Source organism: Streptomyces sp. MAR4 CNX-425 (genome assembly GCF_048656465.1).
In the GTDB taxonomy this organism is placed as follows: domain Bacteria; phylum Actinomycetota; class Actinomycetes; order Streptomycetales; family Streptomycetaceae; genus Streptomyces.
Window position 1 is genome coordinate 30,309 of record NZ_JBMDLF010000012.1, and the last position, 18,490, is coordinate 48,798.

Genomic DNA, 18,490 nt, shown 5'->3' on the forward strand with positions numbered 1-18,490 from the left:
GAAGCGCATGTCATCCACCTTCCCGGACGTCTCCCTCAGCACGGACCGGCTGGTGCTCCGACCGTTCGACGAGGAGGACGTGCCGGCGCTGACGGAGATGATGAACGACGAGGCCGTCACCGCGTGGACACAGGCGCCGCACCCGTACACCCGGGACGACGCCCGCGACTGGGTGACGCGGATCGCCCCGGCCGAGCGCACCGGCGGCCGGGGCATCGTCTTCGCGGTGTCGGAGTTCCTCACCCAGCGGCTCGTCGGCAACGTCCACCTGCGGCGGACCGACTGGCGCACGCTGGCCTCCGAGGCCAGGTTCGTCGTCGCCCCCTGGGCGCGCGGCGAGGGGTACGCCGCGGAGTCCGTGCTCTGCGTCGCGCGCTGGCTCTTCGACGCGCAGAAGTTCGAGCGCATGGAGCTGCGCACCGCCGCGGACAACACCGCGGCGCAGCAGGTCGCGCAGAAGATCGGCGGCATCAGCGAGGGCGTGCTGCGCAACGCCTGGATAGCGCGCACGCGCACCGAGGACGGCGGCTGGACCGACATCCGCACCGACCTGATCGTCTGGAGCCTGCTGCCCGAGGACCTGGACGCGGACGGCGGGAGTAGTGTGCTCTGACGCTCCCTTGCCTCCGGCGCGCCCGCGCGTGTGCGCGACGGCCCCCGCGGTCCGGGCGCGGGCGCCGGGGCGCCGGCGCACCCCCGGCCGACGACCAGGAGAGAAGTGAGCGATGGCGGACCGCGTCACCGTGATCGGGTGGGACGGTTCCCCGCTGACCGACGCGGCGCGCGCCGCGCTCGGCGCGGCCAGCCTGGTGGCCGGGGCGGCGCACCACCTCGCCCTGCCGGAGGTGCCGCCCGGCGCCGAGCGGATCCGGCTGGGCAGCGTGGGCCTCGCGGCGCGCCGGATCGCCCGGCACCGCGGCACCGCGGTGGTCCTGGCCGACGGCGACCCGGGCTTCTTCGGCGTCGTACGCACCCTGCGCGCCCCCGAGCACGGGCTGGAGGTCGAGGTGCTGCCGGCGGTCTCGTCCGTCGCCGCCGCCTTCGCCCGGGCCGGGATGCCGTGGGACGACGCGCAGGTCGTCGTCGCGCACGAGCGCAACCTCCGCCGGGCCGTGAACGTCTGCCGGGCGCACCCCAAGGTCGCCGTCCTCACCTCGCCCGGCGCGGGCCCCGCCGAACTCGCCCTGCTGCTGCGGGACGTGCACCGGACCTTCGTCATCTGCGAGGAGCTGGGCGGGGCGCAGGAGCGGGTGACCGTGCTGACGTCGGACAAGGTGGCGGAGCACGTGTGGCGCGACCCGAACGTGACGCTGGTGATCGGCGGCGGCTTCGCCACGGGCGCCGGCGGTGTCACCGGGTCCGCGGGCCAGGGCGGCGGGGCCGCGGCGGCCGGCGGCTGGCTCGCCGGCCACGACGCCGGCTACCCGCCCGCGCAGCGCGGCTGGAGCCTGGCCGCCACCGAGTACGCCGCCGCCCCGGACCCGGGCGAGGCGCCGCAGCTGCGCGCCGTCCAGCTCGCCCGGCTCGGGCCGCGCCGGGGGGATCTGGTGTGGGACATCGGCTCCGGCAGCGGCGCGGCGGCGGTCGAGGCCGCCCGCTTCGGCGCCGCCGTCCTCGCCGTGGACCGCGACCCCGACGCCTGCGCCCGCGCCGCCGCGGCGGCCCGGCGCTTCGGGGTGCTGCTCCAGACCGTCCACGGCGAGGCCCCCGACGTGCTCAACGACCTGCCCGAGCCGGACGTCGTCCGGGTCGGCGGCGGCGGCGCGGCGGTGGTCGCCGAGTGCGCGGCCCGGCGCCCGGAGCGGATCGTCGCGCACGCCCGCACCCGGGACGGCGCCGAGGAGGTCGTACGGGCCCTGGCGGACGCGGGATACGCGGTGGAGTGCTCACTGTTGCAGTCGGTCGACCTCGACCCGGAGGGGCCGGCGGACGCGGGGCAGGGCACGGGGTGGCGGGAACGGGAGCGGAGCGTCGTGTTCCTGATCGCCGGGAGCCGCGGGAGCTGAGCCGGGGGGCTGGGCGGTGGGCTGACCCGGGGGCCGGGCGGCTGGTGCGCGCGAGCGCGCTCCGGGCGCGCGGGAGGCGTGCGCCGGGTGCTCCCCGCGGTGCACCGGGCCGCGCCCGCGGGCCTCGACCCCAGCCGGACCCGCGTGCGGATTGCGGGTAGGCTGGCCGACTGTTGTGCCGTGACCAGGCTTTCGTGGCAGCGTTCCCGAATGCCGGTAATGTCCGGGGGTCTTGTCGCAGTTGTCGGGAACGTAAACCCTGCCGGAGCGGTCGTGCCGCCGGGCGGGGTGTGCTCGTTCTAGCTATGGGCGGCCGGTCTGTCCCGAAGGGACTGCTGCCGGACGAACGGTCGGAGAAGGAGCTGGAGCGATGGGCGAGGGGTACGGACGCATGACTGACACCGGCAAGCTCCCGGAGGGGCACCAGCCGGGGCCGGACGACGCCGCCGGCGGGCACCCCGCCCCCGCTTCCGCGGGGAACCCCGAGACCGCGCCGGAGACCGCACCCCGGCCGGCGGCCGAGCCCGCGGCGGCACCGGCGGCGGACGACGACGACCTGCTGTTCCTGCCCGGCGCGCAGGGCGCGTGGACCGACCCGCGGACGGCGGCGCCCGCGGCGGGCGCCGAGCCGGCGACAGGCGGGCAGCGGCGGCCGTTGCACATGGGCCCGCCGGTGCCGGAGACGGCCGGGGGAGTGGTGCGTTCGCTCGCCGACCGCGGCCCGGCGCGCGCGGCGGAGGGCGGCAACGCGACGGCCACGGGCGCCGGTTCGGCGGCTCAAGCGCCGGGTGGACCGGAGGAGCCGGGCACCGGACCGGGCACGCCGGCCACGGCGGAGGCGGCGCCGGCGGGCGGAGCCGATCCGGCCGCCGCGGCCGCCGGGCACGCGGCCGCGGGCGCCGTCGGCGCCGCTGGCGACGCGGCCGCGACCGTGCCGCAGGAGTCCGTGCCGGCCGCGGCCGGCCCCGTACCGCAGCAGGTGGCGGAGGCCGCGGGCCAGGCGCCGCACCCGCCGCTGCGCACACCGGGCCCGCCGACCACCGGCCCCGAGTACCTCGACGTCACCCGGGCCGGCGCGACCCACCTGCCGGGCCCGCAGCTCGGCGAGATCCCGCCCGCCCCGGCGGGCTGGGCCGCCGTCTCGCACCCGGCCCACGCAGAAACGGTCGCCCCGGCGCAGCCGCACGACCCCGGCGAGGCGGCGCCCGCCCGGGACGGCGCCACGGCGGCGGCCCCTGCGGCGAACGAGGCGTCCGGAACACCGGCCGCGCAGGACGGCGCCGGGACATCCCCGGACGCCGGCGCCGAACCGGCCGACGCGGCCGGGACCGCGGGCGCGCAGCCCGCGCCGACCCGCGTGAGCGCCGGCGTGGACGCGGCCCAGGCCGCCGTCGCGCGGGCGGCGGCCTCGGCGGGCGCCTCGCTGGGCCGCGGCGTCTCGATGCCCGCCCGGGCCACGACGGCCGCCGGCGACCAGGACGGACCCGCCGCCGGCGGGGGACCGGCGGACGCGGCCGCGCCGGCCGCCGTACCCGCCACCGGATCCGGCGGCGGCGACGCGGCCCAGGCCGCGACCACGGCGGTGCCGCACGAGGTACGGGACGAACAGCCCGGCGCCGCAGCGCGGCCGGGCGCGGCCGGTCGGCCTGCGGACGGCAGCGCGGACAACGCCGCGGCGGACGGGCGGGCCGACGACTCCGGGCCCGGGGCGGCCGACATCGCGGGCGGCACGGGAGCCGGTCAGGGTTCCGCCGCGCAGGGCCCCGGGACTCCGGCGTCCGGCGGCCAGGTCGTCGGTGCGGCCGGGCCGCAGGCGGCAGGCGACGGAGGGCCCGGCAGCAACGCCCGGGCCGGGACGGGCGGTCAGGACCCGGCGGCCGGGGCCGATGAGGCCGCGGAGAGCGGCCCGGCCGCCGCCGCGGCCGACAGCCAGGCAGGTCACGGCTCTCCGGCACCCGCCGTCGAGCAGGAGCCGGTCGAACCCGTCGACGCGGCGCGGCCGGACGCGCACGCCGCCGACGACTCACCGTCCCGTACGGACCGTCCGGGCGACTCCGCCGAACCATCGCCCGCCGACGGTGTCGTGCTCCACGCCGTGACCAACGGGCAGCCCGTCAACGGGGCCAGGGCGCGGGCGGCGCACGGCCCGGCGGCGGCCGGCGGGCAGCCCGCCGTACCCGCCGCGCGGGGCGCGAGCGACGAGGCCGCGCCCGCCCCGGGTGCCGTGCACGCCGCCGCCGGAGCCCGGCGCGGCGTGTCGCTCGGCATCCAGAACGGCGCCCAGGCGCCCCAGACGGCCCGGGCCGCCCAGGCGGGCGACGCGGGCGCTGCCGCGGACGGGGCGACCGACGCCGCGGCCGTGGCCCCGGACGCCGGCGACGAGACCGCCGTGCCCGTCCCGCGCGCCGGCGCCTCCGTGGCGCAGCTCCGCGGCCGGCGGCGGCGCGGCTCCGCCGTGAACGCGCCCGTCGCGGCCGCCGCCTCCGCGGCCCCGGGCGGGGACGCGGAGACCCCGGACCCGGCGGCGGCTCCCGGCGCCGCCGTACCGGCACAGGCCACCCCGGCACCCGGGCCTGCCGCCGTCGGCCCGGCACCGGCCGCGTCGACGCCGCCCGGGGGCACCCCGGCGCCCGCCGCCGCGACCCACCCCGCCACCGCCGCGACGGACCCCGCGCCCGCGGGCCCCGTGCCTGCGGCAGACGTGCCTGCGGATCCCGCGCCCGCCGCAGACGCGCCCGCGGCAGACGCGCCCGACTCCGCCGCCACCGACGCGGACTCCGCGCCCGCCGCCACCGGCGCCCCCGACCCCGCGGCCGCCCCCGGCGCCGTGGCCGCCGACCCCGCCGCGCCCGGCTTCGCCGACGCCGAACGCGCCGCCGTCCACCGCGTCATGCGCGAACGCCGCGACATCCGCAACGGCTTCCGCTCCGACCCCGTCCCCCACGAGGTGCTCCTCCGCGTCCTGGAGGCCGCCCACACCGCCCCCAGCGTCGGCCACTCCCAGCCCTGGGACTTCGTCGTCATCCGCGCCGAGGAGACCCGCCACCGCATGCACGAGCTGGCCCGGCGCCAGCGCGAGGCGTACGCGAAGAGCCTGCCGAAGGGCCGCGCCAAGCAGTTCAAGGAGCTGAAGGTCGAGGCCATCCGGGACACCCCGGTCAACATCGTCGTCACCGCCGACCCCACCCGCGGCGGGCGGCACACGCTCGGCCGCCACACCCAGCCGCAGATGGCCCCGTACTCCTCCGCCCTCGCTGTCGAGAACCTCTGGCTCGCCGCCCGCGCCGAGGGCCTCGGCGTCGGCTGGGTCAGCTTCTTCGACGAGCGCGAGCTGGTCCGCGAGCTGGACCTGCCGGAGCACCTGGACGTCGTGGCGTACCTGTGCGTCGGTTACGTCGACGAGTTCCCGGACGAGCCGGAGCTGGTGCAGTCGGGCTGGTCCAAGCGCCGCCCGCTGTCGTGGGTCGTCCACGAGGAGAGCTACGGCCGCCGCGCGCTGCCCGGCGAGGACCCGCACGACCTGCTCGCCGAGACGCTGGAGGGCATCCGCCCGCTGGACGCCAAGGCGCTCGGCGAGGCGTGGGAGCGGCAGAAGCGGATGACGAAGCCGGCCGGTTCGCTGGGCGTGCTGGAGATCATCTCGGCGCAGCTGTGCGGCCTGTCCCGTACGTGCCCGCCGCCGGTGCCGGAGCCCGCGGCCGTCGCGGTCTTCGCCGGCGACCACGGGGTGCACGCGCAGGGTGTCACGCCCTGGCCGCAGGAGGTCACCGGCCAGATGGTCGCCAACTTCCTCGGCGGCGGCGCCGTCTGCAACGCCTTCGCCACCCAGGTCGGCGCCGAGGTGTGCGTCGTGGACGCCGGGGTGGCCGCCGAGCTGCCCGCCGCGGCGGGGCTCGTGCCGCGGAAGGTGCGCGCGGGCACGGCGGACATGACCGTGGGCCCCGCGATGTCCCGGGAGGAGGCGCTCCGCGCCGTCGAGGTGGGCATCGAGACCGCCAGGGACCTGGTCGCGGCGGGCAACAAGGCGCTGCTGACCGGCGAGATGGGCATCGCGAACACCACCGCGTCCGCCGCCGTCATCGCCGTCTTCACCGACACCGAGCCCGCCGAGGTGACCGGCCGCGGCACCGGCATCGACGACGAGACGCACGCCCGCAAGGTCGAGGCCGTCCGCCGCGCCATCGAGGTCAACCGCCCCGACCCCGCCGACCCGATCGGCGTGCTCGCCGCGGTCGGCGGCCTGGAGCACGCCGCGCTCGTCGGCTTCATCCTCGGCGGCTCCGCGCTGCGCACGCCCGTCGTCCTGGACGGGGTGAGCGCGGGCGCGGCGGCGCTGGTCGCGCGCGCGGTGGCGCCGGAGGCGCTGGCGGCGTGCATCGCGGGCCACCGCAGCCCGGAGCCGGGGCACGCGGCGGCGCTGACGAAGCTGGGGCTGCGCCCGCTGATCGACCTCGACCTGCGCCTCGGCGAGGGGACCGGCGCGCTGCTGGCGCTGCCGCTGGTGCAGAGCGCGGCGCGGGCGATGCACGAGGTGGCGACGTTCGACGCGGCGGGCGTGACGGAGAAGGGCTGAGCGCGCGCGTACGCCCCGGGGCGCCCGCGGCGCCGCTTCGGCGCAGGCCATAGGGTTGGCACCGCGGGCCGTGCGCGCCACGCCCCCGGCGCCGGCCGGTCCGCGACGAACCGCCGCTCCGACGCCGCAGCGGCCGGCACACCGTACGAGGAGCCGCTTCGCCATGTCCCGTCCCCCCGCCCCTCCCGCCTCCGGTTCCGACGCCTTCGCGTACCCCGTGGGCCTGCGCCTCTCGGGCCGGCGCGTCGTCGTCCTCGGCGGCGGCCAGGTCGCCCAGCGCCGGCTGCCCGCGCTGCTCGCCGCCGGCGCCCGGGTCACCCTCGTCTCGCCGTCCGCCACCCCGTCCGTGGAGGCGATGGCCGATGCCGGGGAGCTGACCTGGGAGCGGCGGCGGTACGCGGACGGGGACCTGGCGGACGCCTGGTACGCCGTCGTGGCCACCCGCGACCCCGAGGCCAACGCCGCCGCCTCCGCCGAGGCCGAGCGCCGCCGCGTCTGGTGCGTACGCAGCGACGACGCCTCCGCCGCCACCGCCTGGACCCCCGCCACCGGCCGGAGCGAGGGCGTCACCGTCGCCGTGCTCACCGGCAGCGACCCGCGCCGCTCCGCCGCCGTCCGCGACGCCGTCGTGGAGGGCCTGCGCGACGGCACGCTCAGCGCGCCCCACCACCGCACACGCGTCCCCGGCGTCGCCCTCGTCGGCGGCGGCCCCGGCGACCCGGACCTCATCACCGTCCGCGGCCGCCGGCTGCTCGCCGAGGCCGACGTCGTCATCGCCGACCGCCTGGGACCCCGCGACCTGCTGGACGAACTGCCGCCGTACGTCGAGGTGATCGACGCCGCGAAGATCCCGTACGGCCGGGCCATGGCCCAGCAGGCCATCAACGACGCGCTGATCGGGCACGCCCGGGCGGGCAGGGCGGTCGTCCGGCTCAAGGGCGGCGACCCGTTCGTCTTCGGCCGCGGCATGGAGGAGGCGGAGGCGCTGGCGGCGGCGGGCGTGGCGTGCACGGTGGTACCGGGCGTCACCAGCGCGATCAGCGTCCCGGCGGCGGCGGGTGTCCCGGTCACGCACCGCGGGGTGGCGCACGAGTTCACCGTCGTCAGCGGCCATGTCGCCCCCGACGACGAGCGCTCGCTCGTGGACTGGCCGGCGCTCGCGCGGCTGCGCGGCACGCTGGTGCTGCTGATGGCGGTGGAGCGGATCGGGGCCATCGCGGAGACGCTCGTACGCGAAGGGCGCGACCCCGGAACGCCGGTGGCGGTCGTGCAGGAGGGCACGACGGCCGCGCAGCGGCGGGTGGACGCCACGCTGGCCACGGCCGCGGCGGCGGTCGAGCGCGCGGCGGTGCGGCCGCCGGCGGTGATCGTCGTCGGCGAGGTGGCGGCCCGGCCGGCCGGCTGACGGCCGGCGGCGCCGGCGGCCCGGGCGCGTACCCCGGCGTCGGGATTCCGCCCGCGGCACGGCAGGATCACCCTGTGGCAGAACTCATCACGATCGACGACCCCGACGACCCGCGCCTCTCCGACTACGCGAACCTCACCGACGTCGAACTGCGCCGCCGGCGCGAACCGGCGGAGGGGCTGTTCATCGCCGAGGGCGAGAAGGTCATCCGGCGGGCGGTGCAGACCGGCTACGAGACGCGCTCCATGATGCTCTCCGCCAAGTGGGTCGACGCGATGCGGGACGTCATCGACGCGCTGCCGGCGCCGGTGTACGTGGTCGGCTTCGAGCTTGCCGAGCAGGTCACCGGCTACCACGTGCACCGCGGCGCGCTCGCCTCCATGCGCCGCAAGCCGCTGCCCGACGCCGCCGGGCTGCTGGCCGCGGCCCGCCGCGTCGCCGTGCTGGAGACCGTCAACGACCACACCAACGTCGGCGCGGTCTTCCGCAGCGCCGCGGCCCTCGGCATGGACGCGGTGCTGCTCTCGCCGGACTGCGCGGACCCGCTGTACCGGCGGTCGGTGAAGGTCTCCATGGGCGCCGTCTTCAACGTCCCGTACGCGCGGCTCGCCTCCTGGCCGCACGACCTGGAGACGGTGCGCGAGGCGGGCTTCACCCTCGTCGCCCTCACCCCCGACCCGGCGGCGGAGCCGATCACCGAGGCGGCGCCGCAGCGGCTGCCGAAGGCGGCGCTGCTGCTGGGCACGGAGGGCGCCGGGCTGTCGCCGCGGGCGCTGCGGGCGGCGGACCGGTGGGTGCGGATCCCGATGTCGAACGGGGTGGACTCGCTGAACGTGGGCGCCGCCGCGGCCGTCGCGTTCTACGCGGTGGCGACCGGTCCGGGGGACGTGGCCGAAAACCGTCGGCCGGCCGCGCCGGGCGTGGCCGATCACCCGGGCGGCGCGGCGCCGGAGTGATCCGCCGGCGGTACTAGATCGGGCCCTGGCAGCCCTGGGCCGCCGCGATGCCGAGCGCGACCAGCAGCGTCACCGTCACGAACACGATCAGCCGCTGCCGCATCAGCCGCGCCCGGTCCGGCGCCGGCCGGCGCGGCGGCGCGGACTTGCGCGGGGCCGGGGCCGCCGGGCCGTGCGCCGACGCCGCCCCGGCGCCCTCGCGCGGCCCGCTCCGGGACCCGTGGGTACGCGGCTCGGCCGCCCGCCCGCGCTCCGCCGCCGGCCCCCGCGCCGCTCCGCCGCCGCCCGCGCGCTGCCCCGGCCGCTGCGGCGGCGCGGGACGCGCGGCGGGCCCCGGGCGCTGGCCGGGCCGGGGCCCTGGGCCGCGCCGGGCCGCTGCGCCGCGCCCGGCCGCCCCGCACCCGGCGCCCCGGGCCGCTGCGCGGCGCCCGGCCCGCCGCCCGGTCCGGCCCCCGGACCCGGGCGGCCCGCACCCGTCGCCCGCGGCGTCGGCGGCCGGTGCGCGGCCGTCGGCCCCGGGTCCGTACGCTCCGCGGCGGCCCGGCGCGGCGGCGCGGGCTCCGGCCCCGCGCCGTGCGCCTCGCGGGCCGCGATCTCCTTCAGCCGCAGCGACAGCTGGAGCGTCGACGGCCGGTCGTCCGGGGTCTTCGCCAGACAGGTGCGCAGCAGCGGCGCCAGCGCGTCCGGCACCCCGTCGAGCAGCGGCTCCTCGTGCACCACCCGGTAGAGCATCACCTCGGAACTGCCCTGCCCGAACGGCGAGTCGCCCGTGGTCGCGTACGCGAGGGTGGCGCCCAGCGAGAACACGTCGCTCGCCGGCGTCACCGGCTGCCCGCGCACCTGCTCGGGCGCCAGGAAGCCGGGCGAGCCGACCGCCGTGCCGACGTGCGTCAGCGTGGACGCGCCGGTCGCCCAGGCGATGCCGAAGTCGATGATCCGCGGGCCCTTGGGGGACAGCAGGATGTTGGACGGCTTCAGGTCGCGGTGCACCACGCCCGCCTCGTGCACGGCGACCAGGCCCTCGGAGAGCGCCGCGCCGATCGCCGCGACCCGCGCGGCCGCCAGCGGCCCCTCGTCGCCGACCTTGTCGTGCAGGGAGGGGCCGGGCACGTACTGCGTGGCGAACCACGGCCGGTCCGCGTCCAGATCGGCCGCCACCAGCCGGGCCGTGCAGCCGCCGCGGATGCGGCGCGCCGCCGAGACCTCGCGGGCGAACCGCGAGCGGAACTCCTGGTCCTCCGCCAGGTCGGGCCGGATCACCTTGAGCGCGACCCGCTGGCCGCGCCGGTCGGAGCCCAGGTAGACGACGCCCATGCCGCCCGCGCCGAGCCGCCGGTGGATCCGGAACGAGCCGACGACACGCGGATCCTCACGACGGAGCCGCATCATCGCCATGCCGTAACCATCCCCGCTGCCCGGTCTGTCTGCCGTGCACAGCTTACGGACTTGAGCGCCGCTCGCGCTGGCAGGGCGCCGTGCGGCGGGCCGAATTGTCAGTCCCGGGTGGGATCCTGGAGGTATGGCCGGGCCCAAGTGCGGCCCCGAGGAAGGGGGATGCGGGACAGGTGAAGGGCGACCGAGTGGAGATAGTCGTGGACGCGGGGGACACGACGAGGACGTACCAGGTGGTGGCCTCGCGCGCCGGCCGGAGGGTCGAGACGTCGGTGCGCCGGGGCGTGGTCGAGGTGAGCGAGGTGACGCGCAGCGGCTCGGTGGTGCGCACGGCGCGGTTCATGGCCACCAGGGTCCTCGCCCTGGTGGAGCATCCGGTGCCGCGCACGGACGTCGAGGTCCCCCTCCGGGAAGACCCTGGCTCGTAGTACGCGGTCTCCACCCACGGGAGTAGCGACTTCGCGCCGCAGTCATCCTCCGGGAGGCCAGGCAATCGATACGCGGGCATGACGACCCGTGCCGATCACTTCCCTAATGTTGTCGTCAAGCGGCGGGCGCAGTACTCGTCCCCCGAGGTCGGACGCCCGCCGCCCCAACATCAGGAGTGGGAGCCATGGAGAGAACAGCGGAGCACACCGCACGGCCCGAGGCCGTCGCCGGGGCGCTCGCCGCGTTCGGCGCACCGCCGCCGGAGCGCCGGCACCCGCTGGTCGCCCTCGCCATGGTGCTGCCCCTGGCGATCGTGCTCACCGTCGTCTTCGGCGGCTGGGAAGCGGTCATCACCCATGCGTCGTCCGTGGCCGGAATGATGGGGCAGTAGCCCCGTCAGGCCCGGGAGAGCGGCCCGGGCCGGGGACAGCCGGCTCAGCCCCGTGGGGACGGGGGTGCGGCGGACGGACGTGTACGCCCGGGCGTCTGGGGAGACGCCCGGGCTACGCGTTGTCCGGGGGCGTCGCGGACGGCGGCGCCGCCCGCACACCGCGTAGCGCGTCCCGCGTCCCCCGTATCGTTCCCGCAGGCTGCCGGGGTACGGGCCCCGACCTGCCGTTTCGGCCCGTGCCGAACCAGCGGCGCTCTCCGACCCGGCGAGATCCCCCACGCCGGGCCGTAGGATGAGCCGGTGCGCGCACGCCTCGTCGACCGGCTGGCGGAGCTGAGCCGGGGGGCCGGCGAGCCCGCGGTGCTCGTCGACCGCCCGGACGTCACCGTCATACGCAGCGGGGGCACCGTGCTCAAGGCCCACGCCCCGCGGCTGGGCCCCGCCGACCTCGCCGCCCGGATACGGATCGCCGCGCACCCGCTCCTCAAGGGCATCCTGCTCGCCCCCCTCGGCGAGCTGACCGGCCCCGTCGACGGCCGGCACGTCAGCCGCTGGCCGTACGGGACCGCGGTGGCGCCGGACGCACCCGAGGCCGCGCCATGGCGGGAGGCGGGTCGGCTGACGGCCCGGCTGCACGCGATACCGGTGGCCGGGCTGCCGGGGCCGCTGCCGCCGATGACCGGCCCGGCGAACGCGGCCCGCGCCGTCGCGGCGCTGCGCACGACGGCGGGCACCCCGGCCCCCGCGCCCACGACCTCGCCCGGGCCCGCGCCCGCCACCCCGCCCACGTCCCCGCCCGGGTCTGCGCCCACGACCTTGCCCGGGTCTGCGCTCACGACCTCGCCCGGGTCTGCGCTCACGTCCCCGCCCGGGTTTGCGCCCACGATCTCGCCTGGGTCTGCGCCCACGTCCTCGCCCGGGTCTGCTCCCACTTCTCCGCCTGGGTCTGCGCCCACGTCCCCGCCCGGCTCTGCGCCTACGACCCCGCCCGCGCCCGCGCCCCCGTGCCCGTCCCCGTACGTGCCCGCGCCCACAGCCCCGCACCGCTCCGCCCCCGGCCCACTCCCGCCACAGCCCCCGCCGCCCGCGCCTGGCCGCGCCTCCGCGGCCGACCTCGTGCTGCGCGCCTGGGAGGGGCTGCCCGCCTGGGCCCGCGACGCCGACCCCTGCGCCCAGCCGCGCGCCCTGCTCTGCCACGGCGACCTGCACCTCGGCCAACTCGTCCGCCACCCCGCCCCCGACGGGCCCTGGCACCTCATCGACGTCGACGACCTCGGCCTGGGCGAGCCCGCCTGGGACCTCGCCCGCCCCGCCGCCGGCTACGCCACCGGCCTCATCCCCGCGGCGGACTGGGCCGCCTTCCTCGACGGCTACCGCGCCGCCGGCGGCCCCGCCGTCGCCCCCGGCGGCGGCCTCTGGCCGCCCGAGGTCGACATACCGGCCCGCGCCCTCACCGTCCAGCTCGCCGCCCGCGCCCTCGTGGACGCCGCGACCGGCGTACGTCCCCTGGACGACGCCGACCGCGATCTGCTGGCCGCCTGCGCCCGGATGGCCGCGGCGGACGGCGGTGCGGCCGCCGGTGCGGGGGACCCGACAGGGGACGGGACGCGGCCGGGCGGCGCGTCGTAGGCTGTGCAGCCATGGCCGCCGACCGTCATCCCCGGCGGCCGGGAGAGCTGAGGAGTTGAGGGCGAGCATGCAGTGTCCCAAGTGCCGTGCGCCGATGCAGACGTACAACCGCAACGGCGTTCAGATCGAGCAGTGCAGCGGGTGCCGGGGGATCTTTCTGGACTACGGCGAGCTGGAGACCCTGAGCCGGCTTGAGTCGCAGTGGGCGCAGCAGGCGCCGCCGCCGCCCGCGCCGCCGGCCGCCCAGGGCTACCCGCAGCAGCAGGCCCCGGGCTGGGGCGGCGGCCACCACGGCGGCCACGGGCACTACGGCCACCGCAAGGGCGGCTTCTCCCGGATGCTGTTCTCGTCCTGACCCGGACGCCACGGGCCGACGGCGGAAGGGCCGGAGCGATTCGCTCCGGCCCTTCCGGCTTTTCCGTCCTGCTGCTGTGCGCGGTACTGGGATTGAACCAGTGACCTCTTCCGTGTCAGGGAAGCGCTCTCCCGCTGAGCTAACCGCGCGCGGTGTCTGCGCCCAGATACTTCCACGCGCCGACCGGCATCGCAAGTCCATGATCATCGGCGGTCCGTGCGGCCACCGGCGAGGGGCGGGTGGCCGCACGGCGCGCGCCGCGCTAGGCGGTGTGCAGTGTCAGCCCGTAGCGGGCGAGGATCTCGTTGACCGGCTGATACCAGGTCTCGCCGCCGCTGCTGCAGTTGCCCCAGCCGCCCGACGTGACGCCCTGCGCCTGGTCGCCGCTGATGAAGGAGCCGCCGGAGTCGCCGCCTTCGGCGCAGACGCTCGTCTTCGTCAGCTGGTGGACGGTGGCGCCGCCGCTGTAGTTGACCGTCTCGTTCTTGGCCAGCAGCGTGCCGCAGTGCCAGTGCGTGGTGGAGCCGGAGCGGCAGATGGAGGAGCCCACCGGGGCCTCGGCCGAGCCGCGGACGAGCCGGTCGGGGATGGTGCCCCAGCCCAGGACCACGGGCACGGTCCACCAGCCGCTGCCGACGTTGACCCAGGCGTAGTCGTTGCCGGGGAACGACGAGCCCTGGAACGTGCCGATGTGCGAGCCGTCCCAGCCGCGCACCGCCGCGCCGGTGTTGCCGCAGTGGCCCGCGGTGACGAAGCCGCCGTGCACCGAGAAGCCGATGGAGCAGCGGACGTTGCCGGTGTAGTACGGGTCGCCGCCCACGGTCCCGGCGGCGTAGGTGCTCGGCGCCTCGGCGACCGTCCCGACCTCGACCGGCCCCGCGGCGCGGGCCCGTTCGAGGAATGCGGCGACGGCGGCGTCGTCGCGGCGGTCGGCCACGACGTCGACCCGGACGGTGTTGGCGCGCGCGTCGACGTGCCAACTGGCCACGCCGGCGGGCGCGGACAGTTCGTCGAGCCGCTTCTTGGTCGCGTCGAGCCGCGCGGCGCTGTGCTCGACGACGGTGACGTCCGCGCCCGCGGCGCGTACCGCGTCCGCGCGCCGCGGGGCGGTGAGGGCGACGGTGAGCCTGCCGCTGTCCGCGTCGAACCACGAACCGGCGTAGGCGGATCCGGCGGCGCGCTCGGCCTTCTTCTCGACCTTGCCGGCCCGGCGTTCGTCGGCCAGCCGCTCCCGGGCCTGGTCGGCCGTCAGGCCCAGGTCCCGCTCCAGCGCGGTCAGCAGCCCGGGCGAGAATTCCTTCCCGGGGTCCGCGCCCGCCGCGGGGGTGAGCGCGGCGGCCCCGCCCCAGGTGCTCACCAGCAGGAGTGCGGACAGACCGAGCCCTAATCCGAGGGTGCGTCTCGACGTGCCTCTCGATGTGCGTCTCACTGCGGACCTCTTTCTGTAGTTCCCTCGCGTCGAGTGGGGGTGGAACTCAGAGAGTTGAGAGCGCTCTCAATCGGTGCGCTGACACCACAGCACGGGCCCGCAGATTTGTCCAGACCTTTCGCAGGCACCAGAAGGCGGCCGCCCGGTCCCGTACGGGACGGACGGCCGTGGCGGAACGGACGTGGACAGGGAAAGGGAAAGGCGAGGGGAGAGGCAGGGAGAAGCGAGAAGGGAGGCGGGCCTAGAACTCCTCGACCGTGTGCGGCAGCAGCGGCGTGCGCAGCGCGGCGTCGAGCGCGTCGGCCGCGCCGGCGGTGTGCTCGACGGCCAGGCCCGCACGGACCGCCGCGGCCAGGGGGGAGCCGCCGAGGTAGGCGGCGGACAGGTCGCGCACGTCCACGGTGAGGTCCGGCGCCGCGTCGACGCCCTCGTACGCGGCCGGGGCGCCGGGCGCGGCGGTGAGCCGGTACGTGCCCGCGTTGGCCGGCAGCGCGGAGTCGGTCACCGCCAGCACGACGTCCGCCGGGGCGGCCCAGGCGCGCCGCCGCAGGGCCTTGCCCACGTCGGTGAGCCGCACCCACAGCGCCGGGAACGTGCTCGTGACCCGCACCTGGTCGCGGTCGGCGGCGAAGAGCAGCAGCGGGTCGTCGAGCGGGCGGCCCCAGGCCCGTACGGTGCCGGTCAGGTCGAGGGAGGCGAGGTAGCGCCAGAGGGCCGCGGCCACGGCGGGGGTGTCCGCCTCCAGCTCGTCGAGGCGGACGAGGCCGGGGGTGCCGGGGCGGTCGCCCTCGTCCTTGGTGCGGTAGACGGCGTAGCCGGCGAGGGGGTCGCCGAGGGCGACGACGCGCGGCGGCGAGAAGTCCTCGTCGTCCGGGTCCCGCTCGACCATCCACTCCTTGGCCCACCACTCCTCGCTGCGCGCCGGCCGGCCGGCGCGTGCGGCGCGCGTGCGGTCGTAGTACGGGCCGAGCAGCGCGGGGGCGTGCGCCCGGTCCACCAGCCGCAGCGGCCGCTCGTCCGGGCTGATCCGCAGCCGGAGCGGCTGCCGGGAGTCGATCTCGACGGTCGTGCCGTACGTGCCGGGGCCGAAGCCGAAGCGCCCGTAGATGGCGGTCTCCGACGCCCACAGCACCGCCATCGGCCACCCCTCGGCGGTGCACCGCTCGAACAGCTCGCCGATCATTCCGGAGAGCACCCCGCGGCGCCGGTGGGTCGGCGCGACGGAGACGAAGGTCAGGCCGGGGCAGGGGAGTTCGGCGCCGGGCACGGCCATGGTGAACGGCAGGGCGGCGACCATGCCGACCAGGGTGTCCGCGTCGTACGCGCCGATGCGCAGGCAGCCCGCCAGCAGTTCGCGGTGGCGTTTGCGCAGCTCGTCCTCGGGCTTCTCGTGGAAGACGAGGTAGGCCAGCTCCTGAGCCCGGTCGAGGTCGCTCTCGGGTATTTCGCGGAACGCAATGGCAGCACGGTCGTTCATATTTCGACACTATCCGTCATGCCCGATCCCTGCACGTCGCTCTGCCCGCTCCGGGCATCCGTGCCGTGAAACCGTGCAAAAACGACGAAAGCGACCCTTGCCCGCGCCGTACGCGGACAGGGATCGCTCGTCGCGTGGTGGACGATACTGGGATTGAACCAGTGACCTCTTCCGTGTCAGGGAAGCGCTCTCCCGCTGAGCTAATCGTCCGAGGTGGAGACGGGATTTGAACCCGTGTAGACGGCTTTGCAGGCCGTTGCCTCGCCTCTCGGCCACTCCACCAGCGGGGGCCCGTGAGACCCCCATCGAGCGGACGACGAGACTCGAACTCGCGACCCTCACCTTGGCAAGGTGATGCTCTACCAACTGAGCTACGTCCGCCGGTCGTGTCGGAAGCGCCGCGAGGCCCTTCCGGTAGTCATGAACCTTAGCGGATTCCGGGGCCAGCTCAAATTCGTTTCCGGCACGCGCCCGGCCCCCGGCCCGGGGGTGAGCCCGGCGGCCGGCGGCCGCGGGCCGTCCTAGACTCGCGGCGTGGCCCGCCTCGCACCGCTCGCCCGCTTCGGCGGTCTCGTCGCCTCCGACCTGCGCGACGTGACCGCCGACCCGGCCGCGCTCGACTCCGCGGGCTGGTGGGCCGTGGTCGTCGGGTACGAGGGCCGGGTGCTGTGCGCGCGCTTCGGCGACGTACGCCCCGACCCGCGCCCCGCCGCCCGGCGCGCGCGGCGCTGGCGCGGCCCGGACCCCGGGGCGTGGACGTCGTCGCTCGACCGCGCCGGATACGTCGCGCGGGTGCACCGCATACGCGAGCACATCGCCGCCGGCGACGTCTACCAGGTCAACCTGTGCCGCATCCTCACCGCCCCGCTCCCGCCCGCCGCCGCGGACACCGCCGACGCCGACGCCCTCGGCGCCGTCCTCGCCCGCGGCAACCCCGCCCCGTACGCCGGCGTCGTCCGGCTGCCCGCGCACGGCGTCGAGGTCGCCACCGCCTCCCCCGAGCTGTACCTGCGCCGCACCGGCCGCACCGCCGAGTCCCGCCCCATCAAGGGCACCGGACGCACCGCCGCCGACCTCACCGCGAAGGACCGCGCCGAGAACGTCATGATCGTCGACCTGGTGCGCAACGACCTCGGCCGCCTCTGCACCCCCGGCTCCGTCACCGTGCCAGCCCTCTGCGCCGTCGAGGAGCACCCCGGCCTCGTCCACCTCGTCTCCACCGTCCGCGGCGAGCCGGCCCCCGGCGCCGGCTGGGCGGAGCTGATCGGCGCCACCTTCCCGGCCGGCTCCATCACCGGCGCGCCGAAGAGCAGCGCCCTGCGCCTCATCGACCAGCTGGAGACCGCGCCCCGCGGCCCGTACTGCGGCGCCGTCGGCTGGGTCGACGCCGACCGCGGCACCGGCGAACTGGCCGTCGGCATCCGCACGTTCTGGATCGACCGCGGCGCCGCCGGCGGCCCCGCGCTGCGCTTCGGCACCGGCGCGGGCATCACCTGGGGCTCGGACGCGGAGCGGGAGTGGCGGGAGACCGAATTGAAGGCATCCCGGCTGCTCGGGGTAGCGTCGGAGAGGGAAGTCACGAGTGGAGGGACCGTACGCTCATGAAGGTCTGGCTCGACGGCGGACTGCGCGAGGTGGCGGACGCCCGGGTGTCCGTGTTCGACCACGGCATCACCGTGGGCGACGGCGTCTTCGAGACGCTCAAGGCCACCGGAGGCACCGCCTTCGCCCTCACCCGGCACCTGGACCGGCTGGCCCGCTCCGCCCGCGGCCTCGGCCTGCCCGAGCCCGACCTGGACGAGGTCCGGCGGGCCTGCGCGGCGGTGCTCGCGGCCGAGCCGGTGGCGCACGGCCGGCTGCGCATCACGTACACCGGCGGCGCCGCGCCGCTGTCCTCGCACCGCAGCGGCCCGGACGACAGCCGCCCCACCCTCGTCGTCGCCCTCGCCGCCGCCGAGCCGCGGCCGGACGAGACCGCCGCCGTCACCGTCCCCTGGACGCGCAACGAGCGCGGCGCCGTCACCGGCCTGAAGACCACCTCGTACGCGGAGAACGTCGTCGCGCTGGCCCGCGCCCACGACGCCGGCGCCAGCGAGGCCCTCTTCGCCAACACCCGCGACCGGCTCTGCGAGGGCACCGGCTCCAACGTCTTCGTCGTCCTCGGCGGCGAGCTGCACACCCCGCCGCTCGACTCCGGCTGCCTGGCCGGGATCACGCGGCAGCTGGTGCTGGAGTGGACCGGCGCCCGCGAGACGGACCTGCCGTTCTCGGTGCTCGCCGGGGGCGGCGAGGTGGAGGAGGTCTTCCTGACCTCCTCGCTGCGGGACGTGCAGGCGGTGCGCCGCCTCGACGGCGGCGAGCTGCCCGGCGCCCTCGGCCCGGTCACGGCGAAGGCGATGCAGGTGTTCGCCGAGCGGTCCGCGGCCGACGTGGACCCGTAGACCGCCC

Annotated in this window: 14 protein-coding genes and 4 tRNA genes; 11 read left to right on the forward strand and 7 right to left on the reverse strand. The window is 77.4% G+C overall.

Annotation, left to right across the window (positions count from 1 at the left end; translation table 11 throughout):
- Window positions 1-7: 7 nt before the first annotated feature.
- The 5 genes from ACHZ99_RS28115 to ACHZ99_RS28135 all read left to right on the forward strand — a co-directional run bounded on the left by ACHZ99_RS28115 (window position 8) and on the right by ACHZ99_RS28135 (window position 8,940).
- Entirely contained in the window at window positions 8-613 is a 606-nt protein-coding gene (locus tag ACHZ99_RS28115) for a GNAT family N-acetyltransferase (RefSeq protein WP_420307591.1), read from the forward strand.
- Window positions 614-725: 112 nt separating this feature from the next.
- Window positions 726-2,006, forward strand: a complete 1,281-nt coding sequence (gene cbiE / locus ACHZ99_RS28120) for a precorrin-6y C5,15-methyltransferase (decarboxylating) subunit CbiE (RefSeq protein ID WP_420307592.1) — start codon at window positions 726-728, stop codon at window positions 2,004-2,006.
- 391 nt (window positions 2,007-2,397) lie between these two features.
- A complete protein-coding gene (cobT, locus tag ACHZ99_RS28125; RefSeq protein ID WP_420307593.1) occupies window positions 2,398-6,579 on the forward strand; it encodes a nicotinate-nucleotide--dimethylbenzimidazole phosphoribosyltransferase in 4,182 nt (1,393 codons plus the stop codon).
- 163 nt (window positions 6,580-6,742) lie between these two features.
- Window positions 6,743-7,984, forward strand: coding sequence for a uroporphyrinogen-III C-methyltransferase (gene cobA, locus ACHZ99_RS28130; protein WP_420307594.1), 1,242 nt, complete (start codon window positions 6,743-6,745; stop codon window positions 7,982-7,984).
- Window positions 7,985-8,058: 74 nt separating this feature from the next.
- Window positions 8,059-8,940: a TrmH family RNA methyltransferase gene (locus ACHZ99_RS28135; RefSeq protein WP_420307595.1), complete on the forward strand. Its 882-nt coding sequence runs from the start codon at window positions 8,059-8,061 to the stop codon at window positions 8,938-8,940.
- A 102-nt stretch (window positions 8,941-9,042) separates the two neighbouring features.
- Here the strand turns inward: ACHZ99_RS28135 and ACHZ99_RS28140 are convergent, their stop codons facing one another.
- On the reverse strand, window positions 9,043-10,335 hold the full coding sequence (locus tag ACHZ99_RS28140; RefSeq protein ID WP_420307596.1) for a protein kinase domain-containing protein: 1,293 nt from the start codon (window positions 10,333-10,335) through the stop codon (window positions 9,043-9,045).
- Between the two features lie 170 nt (window positions 10,336-10,505).
- Here ACHZ99_RS28140 and ACHZ99_RS28145 point away from each other — a divergent pair, with 170 nt between their 5' ends.
- From ACHZ99_RS28145 to ACHZ99_RS28160, 4 genes are all read left to right on the forward strand, one after another.
- A complete protein-coding gene (locus ACHZ99_RS28145; protein ID WP_420307597.1) occupies window positions 10,506-10,760 on the forward strand; it encodes a hypothetical protein in 255 nt (84 codons plus the stop codon).
- 185 nt (window positions 10,761-10,945) lie between these two features.
- Window positions 10,946-11,152, forward strand: a complete 207-nt coding sequence (locus ACHZ99_RS28150) for a hypothetical protein (protein ID WP_420307598.1) — start codon at window positions 10,946-10,948, stop codon at window positions 11,150-11,152.
- Between the two features lie 300 nt (window positions 11,153-11,452).
- The gene (locus tag ACHZ99_RS28155; protein ID WP_420307599.1) at window positions 11,453-12,781 is read left to right on the forward strand and encodes a phosphotransferase; all 1,329 of its coding nucleotides are present in this window, start codon (window positions 11,453-11,455) and stop codon (window positions 12,779-12,781) included.
- Between the two features lie 67 nt (window positions 12,782-12,848).
- Entirely contained in the window at window positions 12,849-13,136 is a 288-nt protein-coding gene (locus tag ACHZ99_RS28160) for a zf-TFIIB domain-containing protein (protein WP_420307600.1), read from the forward strand.
- 77 nt (window positions 13,137-13,213) lie between these two features.
- Here the strand turns inward: ACHZ99_RS28160 and ACHZ99_RS28165 are convergent.
- From ACHZ99_RS28165 to ACHZ99_RS28190, 6 genes are all read right to left on the reverse strand, one after another.
- Window positions 13,214-13,285: transfer RNA gene (locus tag ACHZ99_RS28165), tRNA-Val, on the reverse strand.
- A 113-nt stretch (window positions 13,286-13,398) separates the two neighbouring features.
- A complete protein-coding gene (locus ACHZ99_RS28170; protein ID WP_420307601.1) occupies window positions 13,399-14,565 on the reverse strand; it encodes a S1 family peptidase in 1,167 nt (388 codons plus the stop codon).
- Between the two features lie 241 nt (window positions 14,566-14,806).
- Window positions 14,807-16,042 (reverse strand): GNAT family N-acetyltransferase, encoded by a 1,236-nt coding sequence (locus ACHZ99_RS28175; RefSeq protein WP_420307602.1) that lies wholly within the window; start codon window positions 16,040-16,042, stop codon window positions 14,807-14,809.
- A 135-nt stretch (window positions 16,043-16,177) separates the two neighbouring features.
- A tRNA-Val gene (locus tag ACHZ99_RS28180) sits at window positions 16,178-16,252 on the reverse strand.
- Window position 16,253: 1 nt separating this feature from the next.
- Window positions 16,254-16,324 (reverse strand) — tRNA-Cys (locus tag ACHZ99_RS28185).
- 26 nt (window positions 16,325-16,350) lie between these two features.
- A tRNA-Gly gene (locus tag ACHZ99_RS28190) sits at window positions 16,351-16,423 on the reverse strand.
- Between the two features lie 153 nt (window positions 16,424-16,576).
- On the opposite strand from ACHZ99_RS28190, the gene ACHZ99_RS28195 reads away from it, so the two are divergent.
- Entirely contained in the window at window positions 16,577-17,647 is a 1,071-nt protein-coding gene (locus ACHZ99_RS28195) for a chorismate-binding protein (RefSeq protein WP_420307603.1), read from the forward strand.
- The gene (locus tag ACHZ99_RS28200) at window positions 17,644-18,483 is read left to right on the forward strand and encodes an aminotransferase class IV (RefSeq protein ID WP_420307604.1); all 840 of its coding nucleotides are present in this window, start codon (window positions 17,644-17,646) and stop codon (window positions 18,481-18,483) included. The genes ACHZ99_RS28195 and ACHZ99_RS28200 overlap by 4 nt, the downstream gene beginning before the upstream one ends.
- Window positions 18,484-18,490: the final 7 nt, after the last annotated feature.